Annotated in this window: 13 protein-coding genes; 8 read left to right on the top strand and 5 right to left on the bottom strand. The window is 69.4% G+C overall.

Going from position 1 to position 17,024, the window contains the following annotated elements; all coding sequences use genetic code 11:
• Nucleotides 1-44 precede the first annotated feature (44 nt).
• Nucleotides 45-1,385 carry a hypothetical protein gene (locus ACFYO9_RS12005; RefSeq protein ID WP_358773462.1) on the bottom strand — a complete coding sequence of 447 codons (1,341 nt, stop codon included), beginning with the start codon at nt 1,383-1,385 and terminating at the stop codon, nt 45-47.
• A 370-nt stretch (nt 1,386-1,755) separates the two neighbouring features.
• Here ACFYO9_RS12005 and ACFYO9_RS12000 point away from each other — a divergent pair, with 370 nt between their 5' ends.
• The 3 genes from ACFYO9_RS12000 (at nt 1,756) to ACFYO9_RS11990 (ending at nt 6,169) form a co-directional block, all read left to right on the top strand.
• The gene (locus ACFYO9_RS12000; RefSeq protein WP_358773464.1) at nt 1,756-2,841 is read left to right on the top strand and encodes a hypothetical protein; all 1,086 of its coding nucleotides are present in this window, start codon (nt 1,756-1,758) and stop codon (nt 2,839-2,841) included.
• A 1,057-nt stretch (nt 2,842-3,898) separates the two neighbouring features.
• A complete protein-coding gene (locus ACFYO9_RS11995) occupies nt 3,899-5,752 on the top strand; it encodes a toll/interleukin-1 receptor domain-containing protein (protein ID WP_358773466.1) in 1,854 nt (617 codons plus the stop codon).
• 171 nt (nt 5,753-5,923) lie between these two features.
• The gene (locus tag ACFYO9_RS11990) at nt 5,924-6,169 is read left to right on the top strand and encodes a hypothetical protein (RefSeq protein ID WP_358773468.1); all 246 of its coding nucleotides are present in this window, start codon (nt 5,924-5,926) and stop codon (nt 6,167-6,169) included.
• A 23-nt stretch (nt 6,170-6,192) separates the two neighbouring features.
• Here ACFYO9_RS11990 and ACFYO9_RS11985 read toward each other — a convergent pair whose 3' ends face one another.
• Both ACFYO9_RS11985 and ACFYO9_RS11980 read right to left on the bottom strand, forming a co-directional pair.
• Nucleotides 6,193-6,516: a hypothetical protein gene (locus ACFYO9_RS11985; RefSeq protein ID WP_358773469.1), complete on the bottom strand. Its 324-nt coding sequence runs from the start codon at nt 6,514-6,516 to the stop codon at nt 6,193-6,195.
• A 1,602-nt stretch (nt 6,517-8,118) separates the two neighbouring features.
• Entirely contained in the window at nt 8,119-9,330 is a 1,212-nt protein-coding gene (locus ACFYO9_RS11980) for a magnesium and cobalt transport protein CorA (RefSeq protein WP_358773471.1), read from the bottom strand.
• Between the two features lie 341 nt (nt 9,331-9,671).
• On the opposite strand from ACFYO9_RS11980, the gene ACFYO9_RS11975 reads away from it, so the two are divergent.
• Entirely contained in the window at nt 9,672-10,976 is a 1,305-nt protein-coding gene (locus ACFYO9_RS11975; RefSeq protein WP_358773473.1) for a winged helix DNA-binding domain-containing protein, read from the top strand.
• Nucleotides 10,977-11,034: 58 nt separating this feature from the next.
• On the opposite strand, the gene ACFYO9_RS11970 is transcribed toward ACFYO9_RS11975, so the two are convergent.
• Nucleotides 11,035-11,832 (bottom strand): SDR family oxidoreductase, encoded by a 798-nt coding sequence (locus ACFYO9_RS11970; protein WP_358773475.1) that lies wholly within the window; start codon nt 11,830-11,832, stop codon nt 11,035-11,037.
• A gap of 205 nt (nt 11,833-12,037) precedes the next feature.
• Here ACFYO9_RS11970 and ACFYO9_RS11965 point away from each other — a divergent pair, with 205 nt between their 5' ends.
• The 4 genes from ACFYO9_RS11965 to ACFYO9_RS11950 all read left to right on the top strand — a co-directional run bounded on the left by ACFYO9_RS11965 (nt 12,038) and on the right by ACFYO9_RS11950 (nt 15,980).
• Nucleotides 12,038-12,544 carry a carboxymuconolactone decarboxylase family protein gene (locus ACFYO9_RS11965; protein ID WP_358773477.1) on the top strand — a complete coding sequence of 169 codons (507 nt, stop codon included), beginning with the start codon at nt 12,038-12,040 and terminating at the stop codon, nt 12,542-12,544.
• A gap of 111 nt (nt 12,545-12,655) precedes the next feature.
• Complete coding sequence (locus ACFYO9_RS11960) at nt 12,656-13,558, top strand: LysR family transcriptional regulator (RefSeq protein WP_358773479.1); 903 nt, start codon at nt 12,656-12,658, stop codon at nt 13,556-13,558.
• Nucleotides 13,559-13,742: 184 nt separating this feature from the next.
• Nucleotides 13,743-13,925: a 4-oxalocrotonate tautomerase DmpI gene (gene dmpI / locus ACFYO9_RS11955; RefSeq protein ID WP_358706466.1), complete on the top strand. Its 183-nt coding sequence runs from the start codon at nt 13,743-13,745 to the stop codon at nt 13,923-13,925.
• A gap of 315 nt (nt 13,926-14,240) precedes the next feature.
• Nucleotides 14,241-15,980, top strand: coding sequence for an AMP-binding protein (locus ACFYO9_RS11950; protein WP_388666217.1), 1,740 nt, complete (start codon nt 14,241-14,243; stop codon nt 15,978-15,980).
• Nucleotides 15,981-16,111: 131 nt separating this feature from the next.
• On the opposite strand, the gene ACFYO9_RS11945 is transcribed toward ACFYO9_RS11950, so the two are convergent.
• Complete coding sequence (locus ACFYO9_RS11945; RefSeq protein WP_358773480.1) at nt 16,112-17,011, bottom strand: 4-hydroxy-tetrahydrodipicolinate synthase; 900 nt, start codon at nt 17,009-17,011, stop codon at nt 16,112-16,114.
• Between the last annotated feature and the right edge of the window lie 13 nt (nt 17,012-17,024).

Raw genomic sequence — 17,024 nt, 5'->3', positions numbered from 1 at the left:
GCATTCGGGTGGCGTCAGGTCAGTTTGGCGAGTATGCCCCGTGGCTACCAGTTCGGTTCCTCCTCTCGCGCCTGGGCCGGGATCTCGACGGCATGGGTGCAGCGCCCCATGGCGGTTGACTCGGTCTCGGGATGAACGACTTCCTTAAGTCCAATGTGGTCGCAGTGGGCACATGCCTCGATGACTTCGCGGTTGTACACCCTACGAATATCTGCGGCCAGTCGCCGCAAGCTGCTGAGTGCGAGCGGCGCCGAGTGCCAGCGGGGGACCTCGTACTCAGGAACAGCGTGGTGGAGCTCGATAGCCTTGTCGATCTTCCCGTTGAGAGTGGTCACCGAGGCAGAGGCGGCTTCCGGCGGCCCCATTCGCGCGTTGCGCTCTTTCCAGGCTGCGGCGGAGTCGGCGGCCCGCCATACGAAAGTGATCATCTGCCCAGCGGTGTATCCATGGTTGAAACCCTTGCGGATGATGTCCGTGAGCTCTTTCCGCCGTGTTTCCGGGACTTCGGGGTAGCCGTATCTCCTGGTGAGCAGCCCGTTGAGATACGAGGTGATGTTGGCGACCTCGATCTCGTCCGTCAACAAGGCGACGGCTTCGCGCGCGGTGGCTCCCTGCGGGCCAAGTCGGGTCTTGAATCCGCTCGTGATGTCCTTGACACGCTCCTGAGCGACTGACCGGTCGCCGATGAGCCGCCATACGACATCATTGGCGCGGAACGTGATGTCGTCACCATCCTTGGCGAGGACGAAGGCCGACGGCGGTGTTTCCCGGGAGATGGCAAGTAGGTTCGAATAGTAGAGCGCCAGCAGGAGTTCGCTGTCCTGCGCGTTGTCACCAGTCCAACCCATGGCGCCGATACCCGTGATACTCGGGAGTTGCTTGCCAGGATTTCGGGTGGCGTAGCTGACCAGCGCCACGTAGAGGGCAAGGGCCCGAGGGTTGTCGTCCGGGAGACAGCTGGCGGACTCGGTCTTCGCCTCCTCGTCCTCGATGGCCCCGGCAACCAGGTGCTTGAATTCTTCGGCCTTCTGCTTCTCACGTGTCTGCTCGGCACGTTTCTGCTCATCGGCGAGCTGCTGCCGCTCAGCCTTCTCACGCTTCTGGATTGCCGAGCAGTCCCCACAGAGGTAGGAGGGTGCTTCGACGTCGAGGTACTTGCCGCCAACCTTGTTGGCCCAGGACCGGTTGGCGACATGGATTGGTTCGGAGCAGTTCGCGCACGGGGAGCGCAGGAGGATGGCGTGAGAGTGAGCCGTTGCCACCGCTCCGACGTTGGCGGGCACTCCGATGCTGGTAACGGTTCGAGTCCACGTGCCGTCGTCCTTGATCTCCCAGTAGAGGGCACTGATCCTCTGGGCATCTTCGGAAGCGTCATGCGTGATCACGACGCGGATGCGGGGGGAATCTTCCGGGTACTCCCGAATGATCGGCTGCGGAGCAGTCGGCTGATGTGGTCGGTGTTGCTTCTTTGCTCGTTCCCGTCTACGGCGGCGTTCGCGCTTACCCACACGTTCCTCCCCAGTCCATGTCGGGATGGTGACGTACTTGCGCCGTGCATGGGCGGGTTTTCGCCGCACACAGTGGGTGCCGGAGGGGACTTCGGGCGGGAATATTCCTGCGAGTGGGGGACGGCAAGGGAATGGCCACGACGGTGGCGGCTCGGTCAAAGCGGTCACCAAGATCGCCATCGGTGGTCGAATCCTCAGATGCTCAGGCACTCTATCGGATGTCAGAGGCCGTTCCTATGCTGGACTGATGGCCAATGGCGTGTGGCACACCGAGTACGGCATTGAGATCAACTTGTCGAAACCTGATCTTGGAGTGGACGGCTACCCCGGTCTACTCCAAGAGATCATGACCAGCGTCTCCGATCGGAACCCTCAACTGCTCGAATGCCTTGCTCACCACCAGGGAAAGGAATGCGCGTCAGAAGCAGGCGGAAAGTCGCCCTGGATGTTCCTCAGGCGTGCTCGCGTCGGCGGGCGCTCCCCTCTGGTTGCCGCGCATCTGCCGATCACGCACAAGGCGACCTCAGCGGAGAGCGCTCAGCACAAGGCCACGAAGGAGCGGATCGTCGAGACTGCTTCACGATGCGGTCTCGACGCAGAAACCGAAGTTTCCACAGGGAACCGACGGACCATTTCTGACGCCCTCGTAGCCGGACCTGGGGGTATCCGCATCGGCTGGGAAATCCAGTACCACCACATCAGCCCCAGTAGTGTTCATCGCCGGTCTGTCAACGCCGTGCACCACGAGATCACGCCCCTGTGGGTGGCCAAGGACCGCACGGCCTCGCTGATCGACCGGGCGCCCTGGGCTCGCGTGGACGACATGCCGTGGAAGGACATCACCGACGGCAAAGAGATGGTCATCCGCGGTGGGTACCGCTACCTCCGAGTCTGGAAGTGCGTACCTAGCAGCGATCGCCACTGCCCGCTGTCCGAGGGAGTCGGCCATTGCAGCGGAATCCATGCCGACTGGTTCCTGCCCGCTCTGTGTCAGCCGGAAAGGAAGCCCGTGTATATCGAGGATCTCGTTCTCTCCAGTGCGACGGGCGAGAGCGTGCCCGTTTACGTGCCTAATCGGGGCAACGGGCGGGCCGGACGGCACATGTGGGTGCCGACGGACGACTGCGAGTTATGGCGGGAGCTCGTCGAGGAGAAGGAGCCGCTTCCCATCGCTCCGGAGCAGGAGGAGGACGACCGGATCACATTTGCCGAGCAGGAGATCGACCGGACGTGCCGTGCCGGTGGTTCGTCAGCGATACCCGGCCCATCCGGGATCTGGGACAGCCCACCGGTGGTGTCACCCTGCCGCGGATGCCGCTGCAGCGGCCCGTGAAGCCGACCCTGATCACGCCCGTCGAGCGGGCTGCCGCCTCGGCCGCGCTGGCGTGCCCTCCCTGGGAGCTGGGGCTATGTGCAGGTTGCGGTCAGCTGATGCGCCGGCACGGACGCCATGTGGCCATGTACTGCGCGGTGTGTCGCTGCGAGCTCAACGGTCGATAGCTGGGGATCCTTCGGCCCAGATGGACGCGATCGGGGGTCTGGCCCGGTCCTATGGAACCCGGATGAAGGCCATCGGTTCCGAGGTGCTCTCGTGGCCGCTGCCGGGTGAACTTCAGGACGGCTCATGTGGATGCTGCGCGCCTGTCCCGACAGAGTAGGGCCGGAACAGCATGGAACTCCGCAGAATGCCGTACCGCCCTTAATCAGCGGGGGGCCCCCAATGGGCCCATAACCGTCGTGCGGACCTGGGTGATCGGGCGGCTGCGGTGCACGAGCCGGTGGCGGAATCGGTGACCTGGGCACTGGCAGATCAATCAGGTCACCTACCTCGGCCACCTGCTGGAGCGTGCGTGCCAGTGACCGCAGTGCCTGTCGGGTGGCATCCAGCTGGCGCCGCAGCTCGTCGGCCTCGGACCAGGCCCGCTCGTAACTCACCGGATCCGTGCCCTCTGGCCGCAGCGCCTCGTACGCCGAGAGCCGTGGATGCCACACCGTCAGCAGCGGCCGCAGCACGCGGTTGAGCGTCACCATCGCCAGTACCCCGAAGGTGAGTCGGCCCGGCGGAACCGGCGGTGCAACAGCCGGGCCGTGCTCGTGCAGGATCCCGCGGGTGACGTCATAGAGGGAGTACAGCGAGGTGAGTGCCTCGCGCAGCACACCTTCGTCCCGCTCCAGGGGAACTACTGCGATCCGACTGGCCAGTTGAAAGTACAGCTCCCAGGCGGCCGTGCGCTCGGCGTCGGCCGGCTCCCACAGGCCCGTCACCTCACCGACGAACGGGATCGTCAGTTTCGCGGTGACCTGTGATGGCCCCGTACGCCCCCGCCGCGGCGCCTCGTCGGACTGCGTCATGATCGCCTCCCCGGTTCCCCACAGTAGGGTATGACACCGTGTGGGACGTCTTTCTCAGCTACAGCCGCCAAGACGCCGGGCACGTCCGCCGGTTCCATGAGGAGCTCATCGCGGCCGGGCTGACGGTGTTCACGGACGAGTCCGCGGTCGCCGGGTTCGCCGGCATCAGCGACACCATCCGCCGCGCGCTCGCCGACTCCCGCGTCCTGCTCGCGTACTACTCCACCGGCTACCCCGAACGCCCGGCCTGCCAATGGGAGCTGACCGCCGCCTTCCTCGCGGGGCTCGGCGAGGGGGATCCGCGCCGCCGCGTCCTGGTGGTCAACCCCGAGCCGGACACCGCACACATCCACCCTGTGGAGCTGCGCGACACCCGGCACGGTGAACCGGAGACCCTCGTCCCGGACGTTCTCGCCCACTTGCGGCAGGTGCCCGGTCCCATGCGGCTGGGCTCCGCGCCCCCGCGTGTGCACGGCGCGCTCCCCTCTGCTGTAGGGGAGTTCACGGGCCGGTTGCCCGAACTATGGCGCCTGCACAGCGCCCTGCACGTCCAAGAGGCACCCCTCGTCACTGGTCGGACGTCGGCCCGACCTGTGCAGTTGCGCGGTATGCCGGGCATCGGCAAGACCCGGCTCGCACGGGAGTACGCGCTGCGGTTCGGCGCCGCATTCCCCGGCGGCGTGCACTGGGCACGTGCCGACGCGCCACAGCCGCCGCCTTCACCCGACAGCCCCTGTCTGTACGTCCTGGACGACGTGCCTCACGGTCTGCCACCCCGCGCTGTATCGGAGCTCACCTCCCCGCACCCCCTGGTCCGCACATTGCTGGTCACTCGCAGTCGCGCCTACGGGGGACATGGCGAACACCTCGACTTGGAACCGCTCCCCGATGTGGTCGCCGCCGTCCTGGCGGGTGCCTCCGAGATCGCCGATGCCGCTGCCGGGCACCCCGGGGCGCTCGGACTGTTGGGCCGCGCGGTGGGCGCTGGCCAGGATCCCGCGGTCCTGGCCAGGCGGCTGTACGAACCGGGCCGTTCTCTGCTCGACGTCCTCGCCGGCGAGGAGTTCACGGCGGATCACGTGCACGACGCGCTTACCGCACCAGCCGAGGCCCAGGATGTGCTGCGCTGCGCAATGGCCCTGTCACCGTTGCCGGTTACCGCCGAGGCCGCGGCCACTGTCCTGGCTGCGGTCGACCAGCTGCCGCGTGCCGTAGCTCTGCGCCGTGCGAGTGCTGGCCTGGCCGAGCTGACCGCCCGCGGACTGCTCACGCCCTTCCCGTACCGCCTGCACCCGGTCACGGCCCATTCCTGGCTCCATCACGATGGTGACTCTGCCCGCGCCGAGACGCTGCGCCGTGCGGTCCTCTCCAGTCTCGGAGCCATGGCCACTACGCTGGGCGCTCCCGGGCCCTCGGTTCCCGGCGTACGGAAGGAGAGCATGCCGATGACGGTCAGCGAGGCCGAGCGGATGGCCGCCTTCGACCTGCAGGTTGAGCTGGTGAGCCGCATCGGCGTACAGCAGCTCCCGGACGGCAGCGGCAGTCTGCGCGAGGCGCTCACCTCCCTGAACAGCCTGTTCCCGTTCACCCGCGACACACTGCACCGCTACAGCGTCGGGCTGGAACCGAGCACGGCGCCCTCCGTCCAGTCGGTGTCGGACCATCTCCTGAACGAGATCCTCCGCCCCTTCTTGTCTCGCTGGCACCCCCTCCTCAAGGCTTGGGAGGCCGACCGGCCGCCCCACACCAGCCCGCTGGACCACGAAAGCGCCTGGGATCAGGCTGACACGTTCCGCACGGACCTGAACGCCTTGCAGGAGCCACTCCGGGGGGTGACTGCTTCGCTGGCGGGGATCTCAGGGGCGGAGTTCGGGATCTCAGCTGAGGTCTGAGTGGTCCTTCCGGGTCAGTTGTAGGTCTCCCTGCTGAGCCCGTGCGGGCGTCTCAGGGGCCGGAGTCACCGTGCGTCAGGCGGGATCGTGTTCCATCCAGGCCAGTACCTGGACTGTCTCAAGGGGCCAATGACGGTCCCGGTTCCTGTCGGGGTGTTGAGCCTCCGCCTCTTGTACGAACTGCTCGTTCCAGTGGGCCTGTTCCCGGTGGAGTGCAGGTCGGGACAATCGTCCGATGGCGGGATGGCAGGCCGCGACGACCTGTGCGAGGACGAGTGCGGTTTCGGCATCGCAGGAGGGATCACCGGGGCGTTCGTGCGGGATGCCGTACCACTCGGCGACGGCCTCCAGGGAGCGCCGGCCGAAGCGGAAGGGTTCGGCGTGCCGGTCCAGGACGAGTGGGTCGCAGATCGGTGACAGGCCGTTTGCCAGGCGATCGGTCAGTGACGTGAGCCCGTGCCGGAGGAGCTCGTCTCCAACGAGGTCAGCACGAACGGGGCGTGCCAGACCACCAGAGGCTCCTTTGTCACCAGATGCCCGACGAGCGTGGTTGTCAATTCCTCCAGCGCCTGGGCGGCAGGCTCCCCGCGAGCACGTGCGTGCTCCACCGAGATGCCGTGATTCTTGCGAGGCGTGACAGACAGCGGGCCGGGGCCAGGATCGATGAGCCAGGTTTGCTCCGTCCCGTCGCTCGTGCGCAGCGCGGCACCGAGGATCCGATCGACGTTGTATCGGTTTCCCGTGGTCGCGATGTCCAGGGCCATGAGGCGACGTCGGTGCCACCCCGGGTGGTGATGGCGGGGTGGCGGTGCAGGCTCGCGGGCATGTTCGCGGTGGTACACGTCCCATCCGCCGAAGGCGGTGTCCACCAGTACGCCGAGCCCTGCCGGAACGATCGAGCCACACACCTCGCACTCCCCGTCCCTCCGGTTGGGCCGCATCGCGGAGGGGTCCGACGTGGTGCCGTCCGGATCGGGTGCCGGCGCGTGCGCTGGGTGATAGACCACCCAGCCACCCCATGCGCTGCGGAGCAGTACGCCGGCCTCAGCCGCGACTTCCGCGCTGCACCGGGCGCAGTGACCCGCGAATTGGTTTGTTCGAACTCGACTGTTCATCGGCCACCTCAATGAGGATCCAATGCTGCCGGGTCAATACCGCGGTCGTAGATCTCCCGTAGCCACGGTTCCAGGACGGCGGCATCCGCGCCAGCGTGTGCCTGAGGGCCTCGCCAGAGGGCCGGAATGGCAACCACGGGTGTGGCGGCAGCGGATCGATGGGGCGGGAAGACCAACTCGGCCCCGTGGCCTCGACGGGCACAGCCACGCCGCCGCTCTCGGCTGCCACATCTCGCCGGTCTGCGGATGTACCGCACCAGCACCAGCTCGGCGGTCGGCTCACTGAGCCCCGGCCTCGCCAGGTCCAGCCGTTTCGTGCCCTCTCCTGCAGGCAGTAGCTCGGCGAGAACCAGGCTGAGGAGCTCGGCGACAGGCCCGGGCACCACCTCTACTGGTCAGCCCCTGGCGGCCACCACCACGTGGGCGAGGGCCACGCCCGCCGGGATGTCCGGGTACTCGCTGAGCCGTTGCCAAAGTGCGCCGGTGGCCAGCAGTTCCGGCCAGTCCATGACGGGCCGATCCGCCGGCCGGGCAGCCGCACGATCGCCTGCGGGAGGAGTCGGACGACCTGCCAGCATCCGCAATCGTCCATCCTCGTTCGGATCGGCAGATCGCACCCCACACAGGGAAGGTTCGGTCTGTCCCTCCCGTCTATCCCCGTGCAGTAACCTGCGGCTCGCTCGAGCATCAGCCTGGTGCCGCGCATGTCACCGGGCGCGAGCAGGACGGTGTCCGACGGTCCGGTTGCCGGACGGGGTGAAGATCCCTCGCGCGGCCGCCTCCTGCGTTCCGATCTCTTGCCGAGGCCGCCGGGGTGGACCGTACGGGTCGGGGTCGACGGCGTAGGCCACCGCCTCCAGGGATGGTGGGTGCAGCCTCTCCCAGTGGGTGTCGCTCACGTGGATCGGCAGTGTCACCTCCGACAGCGCCTCCGTCAGCACCGCACCTCAACCCGCGCACGGCCAAGCCGTCCCCTCCCGCCATCGAAATCCCTCATCGCCCCAGGAATGCGACCGGCGAGCAATGGGTTTTCGGCCGATGCCGAACGCCCCGCCAGCCACTCTCGGTGACGGTCAACTGCAGGTACTCGACTGGAGCCGGGACGCTCGTCAGGTGTGGAACCGCAGGTTGGGGAGGTGATCGCGCACTCCCCAGCGCAGCGCATTCTCCCCTGATTCTCCCCAGGAAGTCGGGAGAGGATCTATAGGGACTTCGCGTACGCGAAGTTAATCAAGTCGGTGAGGTCTGTAGCTACAGCCAGTCCCGCCGCTTGAAGATGAAGTACAGGCTCACGCACACCACTGCCATCAGCAGGATCGCGAACGGGTAGCCGAAGGTCCAGTCAAGTTCCGGCATCGCGTCGAAGTTCATGCCGTAGATCGTGCCGACCAGCGTCGGCGCGAAGAGGATCGCCGCCCAGCTCGAGATCTTCTTGATTTCCTCGTTCTGTTCGAAGCCTGCCTCCGCCAGTGCTCGCATCTCTGCGTTCTGCTGTTGAGTCACCAGGGTCGCGTTCACCGTGAGGATGTCGGTCAGGGCCTGGCGGAAGCCGTCGACGCGTTCGCTGGTGTGGGTTACGTGGTCGGCCACGTCGCGCAGGTAGCGCTGGAGCTCCTCGTCCGTGCCGTACTTCGCGAAGCCCGCCATCAGGGCGTGCAGCATGCTGACCAGGGGGCGGGTGGCGCGTTGGAACTCGACCATTTCGCGGGAGAGTTCGTAGATGCGGCGGGACACCTCCGGGTCGCCGCTGAAGACCTCGGTCTCGATTTCGTCGATGTCGTTCTGGACGCCCGCGACGACCGGGGCGTAACCGTCGACCACCGCGTCCAGGATGGCGTACAGGACCGCCTCGGGGCCGAGTTTGAGGAGGTCGGGGGAGTCCTCCATGCGGCGGCGGACCGATGTGAGGTCGGGGGCCGCGCCGTGTCGGACCGTGATGACGAAGTCCGGCCCCACGAAGACGTGCAGCTCGCCGAAGTCGACCTCCTCGGGCGCGTCGAGGTAGCGGGCGGCGCGCAGGACGACGAAGAGCGTTTCGCCGTAGCGCTCCAGTTTCGGGCGCTGGTGGGCCTCCATCGCGTCTTCCACGGCCAGCTCGTGGAGGTCGAACTCGGCCGCCAGGGACAGGAGTTCCGCCTCCGTCGGGCGTGCCAGGCCGATCCACGCCATGCCGTCCGGCTGGTCACGCAGCTCGCGGAACGTGTCCGCCAGGGTGGCTGGGGTCGCCACCCGTACGCCGTCCCGGTACAGCGCCGCCTGGACGAGGGTGTCCCCGTTCGGACGGGCGGCCTCGACGCCGGTGACGGCGTCGGCTCCGGCCCCAGCCCCTGCCCCGGCTCTGGTCGTTCTCGCAGGTCCCCGGTTCCGGTTCCGGTCCCCGTTCCGGTCCGTCTTCGTGCCCCTTGCAGCCTTGGATCCTCTGGCTGATCCGTCCGGCTGAGGCCTCGCCTGAGGGCGCGTCATGCGCAGCCACGAGGGCTTCCTCGCGGGCGACGGGTTGGACGGGGTGGATGTGGGTGGCTGCCCGGGTGTCGTGGGCGTCTCCCGCCGCGCCGGCGTTCTCGGCCCCGTCGGCTCCGTCGACCTTTCCGGCCCCGCCGACTCCTCCCGCCCCGTCGACCCCGTAGGACGCGCTCGGCGCTCCGCCATTCTGGCCGCCTCCTCTGTCGAACGCCTGTCCCGTCGACCAGGGCGCGGTCGCGGAAGGGCCACCTCCTGGCCCGGAGGCAGGATATGCGTCCCGGTGGCGTCCGCCCGGCGCATCGCGGACCGTACGTGTCCGCGAGTCCCGCTAGCGTGCCCGCATGACCAAGTCGACGCCCCGGACCCAGTCCCGTACCCAGTCCCGGACCGCCGCCCGCGCTGCCGCACCTCTGCTCGGCGCCCGCGCCCTCAACCGCGCCACGCTCGACCGGCAGCTCCTCCTGCGCCGGTCCGGTGAGCTGTCCGTCGAGGATGCCGTCGCCCATCTCGTCGGGCTCCAGGCGCAGAACGTCAAACCGCCGTACTACGCCCTCGCCGCGCGGCTCGCCGGCTTCGACCCCGCCGAACTCTCCGCGCTCCTGGAGTCGCGCCGACTGGTCCGCATCGTCACGCTCCGCTCCACCATCCACCTGCACACCGCCGCCGACGCCCATACGCTGCGGCCGCTCGTCCAGGAGGCTCGCCAACGTGAACTCACCGCGTTTCGGGGCGGGTTGGTCGGCGTCGATCTGGCCGTGCTCGCCCGCGTCGCCCGCGAGGCCGTCGAGGCCGAACCCCGCACGATGAAACAGCTCCGCGAACTCCTGCACGTCCGGTGGCCCGACGCCGACCCGCAATCCCTCGCCGTGGCCGCTCGCTGTACGTTGCCGCTCGTTCAGGTCACCCCGCGCGGGCTCTGGCGACGCAGCGGACAGGTCGCCCTCACCACCCTCGAGCGGTGGCTCGGCGAGCCCGAGCTCGGAGCGTCTGAGCTCGGAGAGCCTGAGCCTGGGGCGCGGCCCTCCGGCGGCGGGGCGCAGGGCCTCAGCGACTCCGCCCGTATCGACGCCCAACGTGACTCCGCCGTCCTCCGCTACCTCGCCGCCTTCGGTCCCGCCTCCGTCAAGGACATGCAGGCCTGGGCCCGGCTCACCCGGATGCGGGACGTCTTCGAGCGTCTCCGGCCCCGGCTGCGGACCTTCCGCGACGAGAACGGCGTCGAGCTCTTCGACCTGCCCGACGCGCCCCGCCCCGACGCCGACACCCCGGCCCCGGCCCGCTTCCTGCCCGAGTACGACAACCTCCTGCTCTCGCACGCCGACCGCAGCCGCGTCGTACCGGCCGAGTACAAGGGGCGTACCTGGGAGGGGAACCAGCCGTACTGCGTCTTCCTCCTCGACGGGTTCCTCGCCGGGGTGTGGCGGCTGCGGGAGGACGCGAAGGCGGGGACCGCCACCCTCACCATCGAGCCTTTCGGGAAGTTAAGCCGGGCGCAGCGGGACGAGTTGACGGAGGAGGCCGAGCGGATGGTGACGTCGACCTCTTCCCCGGGTTCGTCCCGGTCCTCTTCCCCGTCCCCGTCCCCGTCCTCGTCCCCGGACTCCTTCTTGTACGACATCCGCTTCGGGAGCGTCCGGCGTACGTGAGGGCTCTCAACTCGTCCGCACAACTCGTCCCCACGCCCCGTCCGCTCAACTCGTCCGCTCAACTCGTCCGCTCGGCCAGGAACGCCTCCCAGGTGCGTGTGCCCGACGCGCCGCCGACCGTGGACAGGTTCTCCCCGCTCCGGTACGCCCGGCCGACCTTTCCGGGCATGCGGACCGGCATCAGGGGGCGGCGCTTGCCGGTCGACTTGAGGTAGCCGCGTACCAGCTCACCCAGGCCGTACACCTCCGGGCCCGACAGGTCGGCGACCAGGCCGGCCGGTTCGCCCAGCGTCAGCTCCACCAGGCGGGCCGCGACGTCGCGGGCGTCCACCGGCTGCCAGCGCATCCCGCCCGGCGCCGGTACGACCGGCAGCTTCCCCATCTTCTCCGCCAGCGTCAGCGCGAGGTCGTGGAACTGGGCCGCCCGCAGCGTCGTCCACGGGATCCCCGATTCGGCGACGGCCCGCTCCGCGCCCAGCTTCGCGCGGAAGTACGCCAGCGGGATCCGGTCCGCGCCGATCACCGAGATGTAGACCAGGTGCCGCACCCCGGCCGCGCGTGCGGCGCGCACCAGGTTCTCGGTCGCCTCGTCGTCGCCCTTGGGGCCGCCCGCGAGGTGCAGCACGGTTTCGATGCCCTGGAGCGCGTCGTCCAGGCCGTCGCCCCGCAGCAGGTCGCAGCTCCGGTACTCGATGCCGGGCGCGGGTTCGCGGCTGTTCCTGGTCAGGATGCGGACCGAGTGGCCGGCCTCGCGCAGCAGCGGTACGACGTGGCTGCCGAGCGTGCCGGTGCCTCCGGTGACGAGGATGGGGGAGGGAGTGGAGGTGGGGCCGGTGGCGGGGGTGGGGTTGGTCATTGTTCTCTCCCTGGCAGAGGTGGACCTCGTGGGCCGTCCTTGTGGACTCACTGCCATGACGGGTGGCGCGACGAGAGTGTGACCGGTGAGCGGGAAAACTTTTTTCGTACGAAGCCTTCGGCGATCTGTCACGTCTCTCCGCCGGGATCCGTCAGGGAGGTGAAAGCGAAAGCAGCAGCACCCCAACCCTGAGGAGTTGTCGACCATGGAAACGCGTGCGATCACCGAAGAGGTCCCTATGGTTCCGCGTATGTCCGAGGACCCTGGAGCGCTCGTTCCCGAGCTGGCGGACGTGTCGGCGGCGCTGTTCAAGCTCGTCGGCAACGGCTCCGTTCCGCGGGCCACGATCAGTCTGGTCCAGCTGCGGGCGGGTCAGCTCGTGGGCAGCACGTATCTGACCGTTCTGCACACCGGGTTCCTGCGCAAGGGCGGGGAGGCGGAGGAGCGGATCACGTCGGTGGCGTCCTGGTGGGACTCGCCGTACTTCACCGCTGCCGAGCGCGCCGCGCTCGCGCTCGTGGAGGCGGTGCACCAGCCGTCCGCGGGGGGTGAGCGGGTGTCCGACGAATTGTACGCGCGGGCGGCCGAGCACTATGACGCCAAGGCGCTCGCCACCTTGATGTTCGCGATCGGGCAGGTCAACTTCTTCATCGCCGTCGCCCTCATCGCCAAGCCGGTCCCGGGCCGCTCCTTCAGCGAACCCTGGAAGTAGCGGAAGCAATTTTCAGGGTTTAGCGGAAGTAGCGCCGACCGCGCCGACCGCGCCGACCGCGCCGGCGCCCCGTCGACCCCCGGGGCGCTGCCCGCTGCATAGGCTCCCCGCATGGAACTGCGGCAGCTCAGCTACTTCGTGACCGTCGCCGACGAGCTGCACTTCGGGCGTGCGGCCGAACGGCTGCACATCGTCCAGTCCGCCGTCAGCCAGCAGATACGGCGCCTGGAACGGGAGTTGGGCGCCGAGCTCTTCGACCGTTCGCCCCGTCATGTGCGGCTCACCGGCGCGGGGGAGCGGTTGCTGCCCGAGGCGCGGGCGGTGCTCGCCGCGGCCGAGCGGGCGCGGGCCGCGGTGGCGCCGCCCGCCGGGCTGCGGCTCGCCACCAGTACCGGTCTCGGCGAGCACCTGGAACGTGTCCTCGCGGAGTTCGCCGTACGGGCGCCGGGGGTTCCGGTGGAGCTGGTGTCGGGCCGTGCGGGCGAGCGGATCGAGCAGGTCGTCGACGGGCGGGCCGACGCCGCGTTCGTACGGTCCATGGAGCCCGTGCCCGGCGTGCGGATCGAGCCGCTGTGGGACGACCCGCTGGTCGCCGTCCTGCCGGCCGGGCATCCGCTGGCGGCGGGGCCGGACGTGGCACTCGGCGACCTGGCCGGGCTTCCGCTGGCCATCACCGCGCGGCGCAACAACCCCGCCCTGGTCGACCTGGTCGTCGGGGCCTGTCATGACGCCGGGTTCGAGCCGGTGCCCGGGCCGGTCGAGGGGTCGCTGCAGGACCGGCTCGCGACGATCGGTGCGGGGGTGGCGCGGCAGTGGACCGTCGTGTACGCGGCGCATGCGCGGGTGCTGCGGAGTCCGCGGGTGGCGTTCCTGCCGTTCCGTGCGCCGGGGCTGGCATTGCCGACGCAACTAGCGCTCAGGAGTGGGGAGTTGGCGCCGGTGCTCGACATCTTTCTTGCGGCTTGCCGGGCGGCGGCGCCTTCGTCTGCCCCCGTATCTCCCGCTGCTTCCTGACTGGTCCCGCGTCCGTCTCTTACCCTCTCTGACCTGCGGCGATCTCGAACGCTGATCGCTGTGGTCGCGGGCTGCCCCTTGGTCGCGGGGCGCGGTCGCGATGGACTGGAGTCGTACCGAACGCCCCGGCGAACACCGGGGCCACCCGGCCGGTGAACCCGGCCTCGAAGCACAGGAGTTCAGCATGCCCACCGTGACCGTTCAGCAGGGCCCCCGCGACGTCGAGCTCAAGCGCGAGCTGGTCAAGCAGATCACCGACGCGTTCGTGGACGCGTACAAGATCCCGGCGGAGACCGTGACCGTTTGGATCCACGAGACCCCGGCGGACAGCTGGGGCGCGGCGGGGAAGCTGACCGCCGACAAGTAGTCCGCGCGTCCGGGGGGCCTGGCCGTGAGGATCGCCCCCCGGGGAGGTGGCGGAAGCGGTGGTCCGCCGCCTCCCGCGCCGCTGCCTCTCGCGCCACCGGCTCGCCCCGTCAGCCGACACCCATTCGCCCTCCACCTTGCGACACCCCGTCCGGGGGTGGTGAGATCCGCCTCCCGGATTACACGATGTTCCGTAGCGTCCGGCATTGAGTACGGCGGCCGGGGTGATGGAACCTGCAGAAGCAGCCCGGAGCCGGACTGCGCGTTCGAGTATCGAGCAGGTATGAGCAGGTATCGAGTAGGGGTGCACATGACGATGACCGGGACGAGCGCCACGGAGCAGTTCCGTACCGCACGGGACTTTCTCCTGCGGCACCGAGAGGACTACGCCACCGCGTACGAGGGCTTCGCCTGGCCGCGGCCCGAGCGGTTCAACTGGGCGCTCGACTGGTTCGACGTCATCGCCGACGGCAACGAGCGGACCGCGTTGCACATCGTGGAGGAGGACGGCAAGGAGGACCGCTTCTCCTTCGCGCGGCTCTCCGCCCGTTCGAACCAGGTCGCCAACTGGCTGCGCGCGCACGGCGTGCGGGCCGGTGACCGCATCGTCGTGATGCTCGGCAACCAGGTCGAGCTGTGGGAGATCGCCCTCGCCGCGATGAAGCTGCGCGCCGTCGTCATCCCGGCGACCCCACTGCTCGGCCCCGTCGACCTGCGCGACCGCATCGAGCGGGGCCGGGCCCGGCACGTGGTCGTACGCCCCGAGGACACGGCGAAGTTCGACGACGTACCGGGCGCGTACACGCGCATCGTCGTCGGCGGGAACGCCACCGGCGGGAACGCCTCCGCAGGGAAAGTCATCGGCGGGGACTCCGCCAGCCCTGGCGACTGGCTCTCGTACGACGGGGCCGACGACGCCCCCGAGCCCTTCGAGCCCGACGGCATCACCCTCGCCGACGACCCCCTGATGCTCTACTTCACGTCGGGCACCACTGCACGCCCGAAGCTCGTGGAGCACACCCATGTGTCGTACCCCGTCGGCCACTTGGCGACGATGTACTGGATCGGTCTGCGGCCCGGCGACGTCCATCTGAACATCTCGTCGCCCGGCTGGGCCAAGCACGCCTGGTCGAACCTGTTCGCCCCGTGGAACGCCGAGGCCACCGTCTTCATCCACAACTACGCGCGGTTCGACGCGGGGCGGCTCATGGCGGAGATGGACCGGGCGGGCGTGACGTCGTTCTGCGCGCCGCCCACCGTGTGGCGCATGCTGATCCAGGCGGACCTGACCCAGCTGCGCACCCCGCCGCGCGAGGTCGTCGCCGCCGGTGAGCCGCTCAACCCGGAGGTCATCGAGCAGGTACGGCGGGACTGGGGGGTCACGATCCGCGACGGCTTCGGCCAGACCGAGACGGCCGTGCAGGTCGCCAACTCGCCTGGCCAGAAGCTGAAGCCGGGCTCCATGGGCCGCCCGACGCCCGGCTTCGTCGTCGACCTCCTCGACCCGGTGACCGGCGAACCGGGCGCGGCGGAGGGCGAGATCTGTCTCGACCTGAGCGCGGACCCCGTCGGCCTGATGGCCGGCTACCACGGCGATCCGGAGCGCACGGCGGAGGCGATGGCGGACGGTCACTACCGCACGGGTGACATCGGTGCGCGCGACGCGGACGGCTACATCACGTATGTGGGCCGCTCCGACGACGTCTTCAAGGCGTCCGACTACAAGATCTCCCCGTTCGAGCTGGAGAGCGCGCTCCTGGAGCACGAGTCGGTGGCCGAGGCGGCCGTCGTCCCCGCCCCCGACCCGGTACGGCTCGCGGTCCCCAAGGCGTACGTCGTCCTGGCGAACGGCTGGTCGCCGGGTGAGGAGACGGCCGACGCGATCTTCGCGTACACGCGCACGGTGCTGGCCCCCTACAAGCGGCTGCGCCGCATCGAGTTCGTGCCGGAACTGCCTAAGACCATCTCGGGCAAGATCCGCAGGGTCGACTTGCGCGAGCGGACGGCGGCCGGGGGAGCGTCGGAGGGGGAGTGGACGGAGCGGGGGAGGGGCTGAGCCCTGCCGTCGCGTCCCCTCTCTGGCCCCAGCCCCAGGCCCAGGCCCCGAGCCCGAGCCCAAGCTCCGAGCCCAGGCCGCAAGCTCCGAGCCCCCAGCCCCCGGCCCTCATCCCTCGGCCCCCGCGATCCTCAGGCCTCGACCCCGCCCAGTTGATCCAACGCCGCCTCCACCGTCGCCTTTCCGGCCGGCAGAAGCGGCAGACGCACGTCCGGCGTCGGGATCAACCCCCGCGCGTGGAGGACCGCCTTGATCACCGTGGGGTTCGGTTCGGTGAAGCATGTCGCCGACAGGCGTGCGAGCGCGTGGCCCAGTCGGCGGGCCCGCGTCACGTCGCCCGTGCGCCATGCCGCGTCCAGGGCGACGAAGTGGCTCGTGGCCAGGTGGGCCGTGGCGAGGATGGCGCCCGTCGCGCCCATCGCCAGCAGGGGGGAGACGAGGAGGTCGTCGCCCGCCAGGACGGTGAAGTCGGGCGGCAGGTCGGCCATGAGGGCGACCGTCTCCTGACCGATGCCGCCGGGCGCGTACTTGACGGCCACCACGCCCGGGATCGTGCCGAGGGTCCGCAGGGTGGCCGCGGAGAGGGGGAGGGCGGTGCGGTACGGGATGTCGTACACGACCAGCGGCACCGGGCTGACCTCCGCCAGCCGTCGGAAGTGGGCGATCACCCCCTCTTGGGAGGGACGGGTGAAGCTCGGGACGGTGACCAGGGCGGCGGACGGCGCGGGGCCGCGCCCCAGTTCCGTGAGCGCCGCCTCGCTGGCCCGCGTGTCGTTCGACCCCGCGCCCACCGTCAGCCACGCGCCCCGCTCCGCGCAGACGCGGGCGCACGCGTCGACCACCTCCCGTCTCTCCTCCGGGCTCAGAGTGGCTGCCTCCGCCGTCGTTCCGAGCGCCACGATTCCCGCCGCCCCCGCGTCCAGGACCCGGCGCGCCAGGCCTTCGAGGGCCGAGTGGGCCACCCCGCCGGCAGCGGTGAACGGCGTGATGAGAGGGACGTGAATACCCTGGGGGAATGTCTGGTCTGTCATGACGACCAGCCTG

This window comes from Streptomyces sp. NPDC005863 (genome assembly GCF_042871345.1).
Taxonomy (GTDB): Bacteria; Actinomycetota; Actinomycetes; order Streptomycetales; family Streptomycetaceae; genus Streptomyces.
Note: the sequence above shows the minus strand (reverse complement) of the source record. Positions and strands in the feature narration are given on the sequence as shown.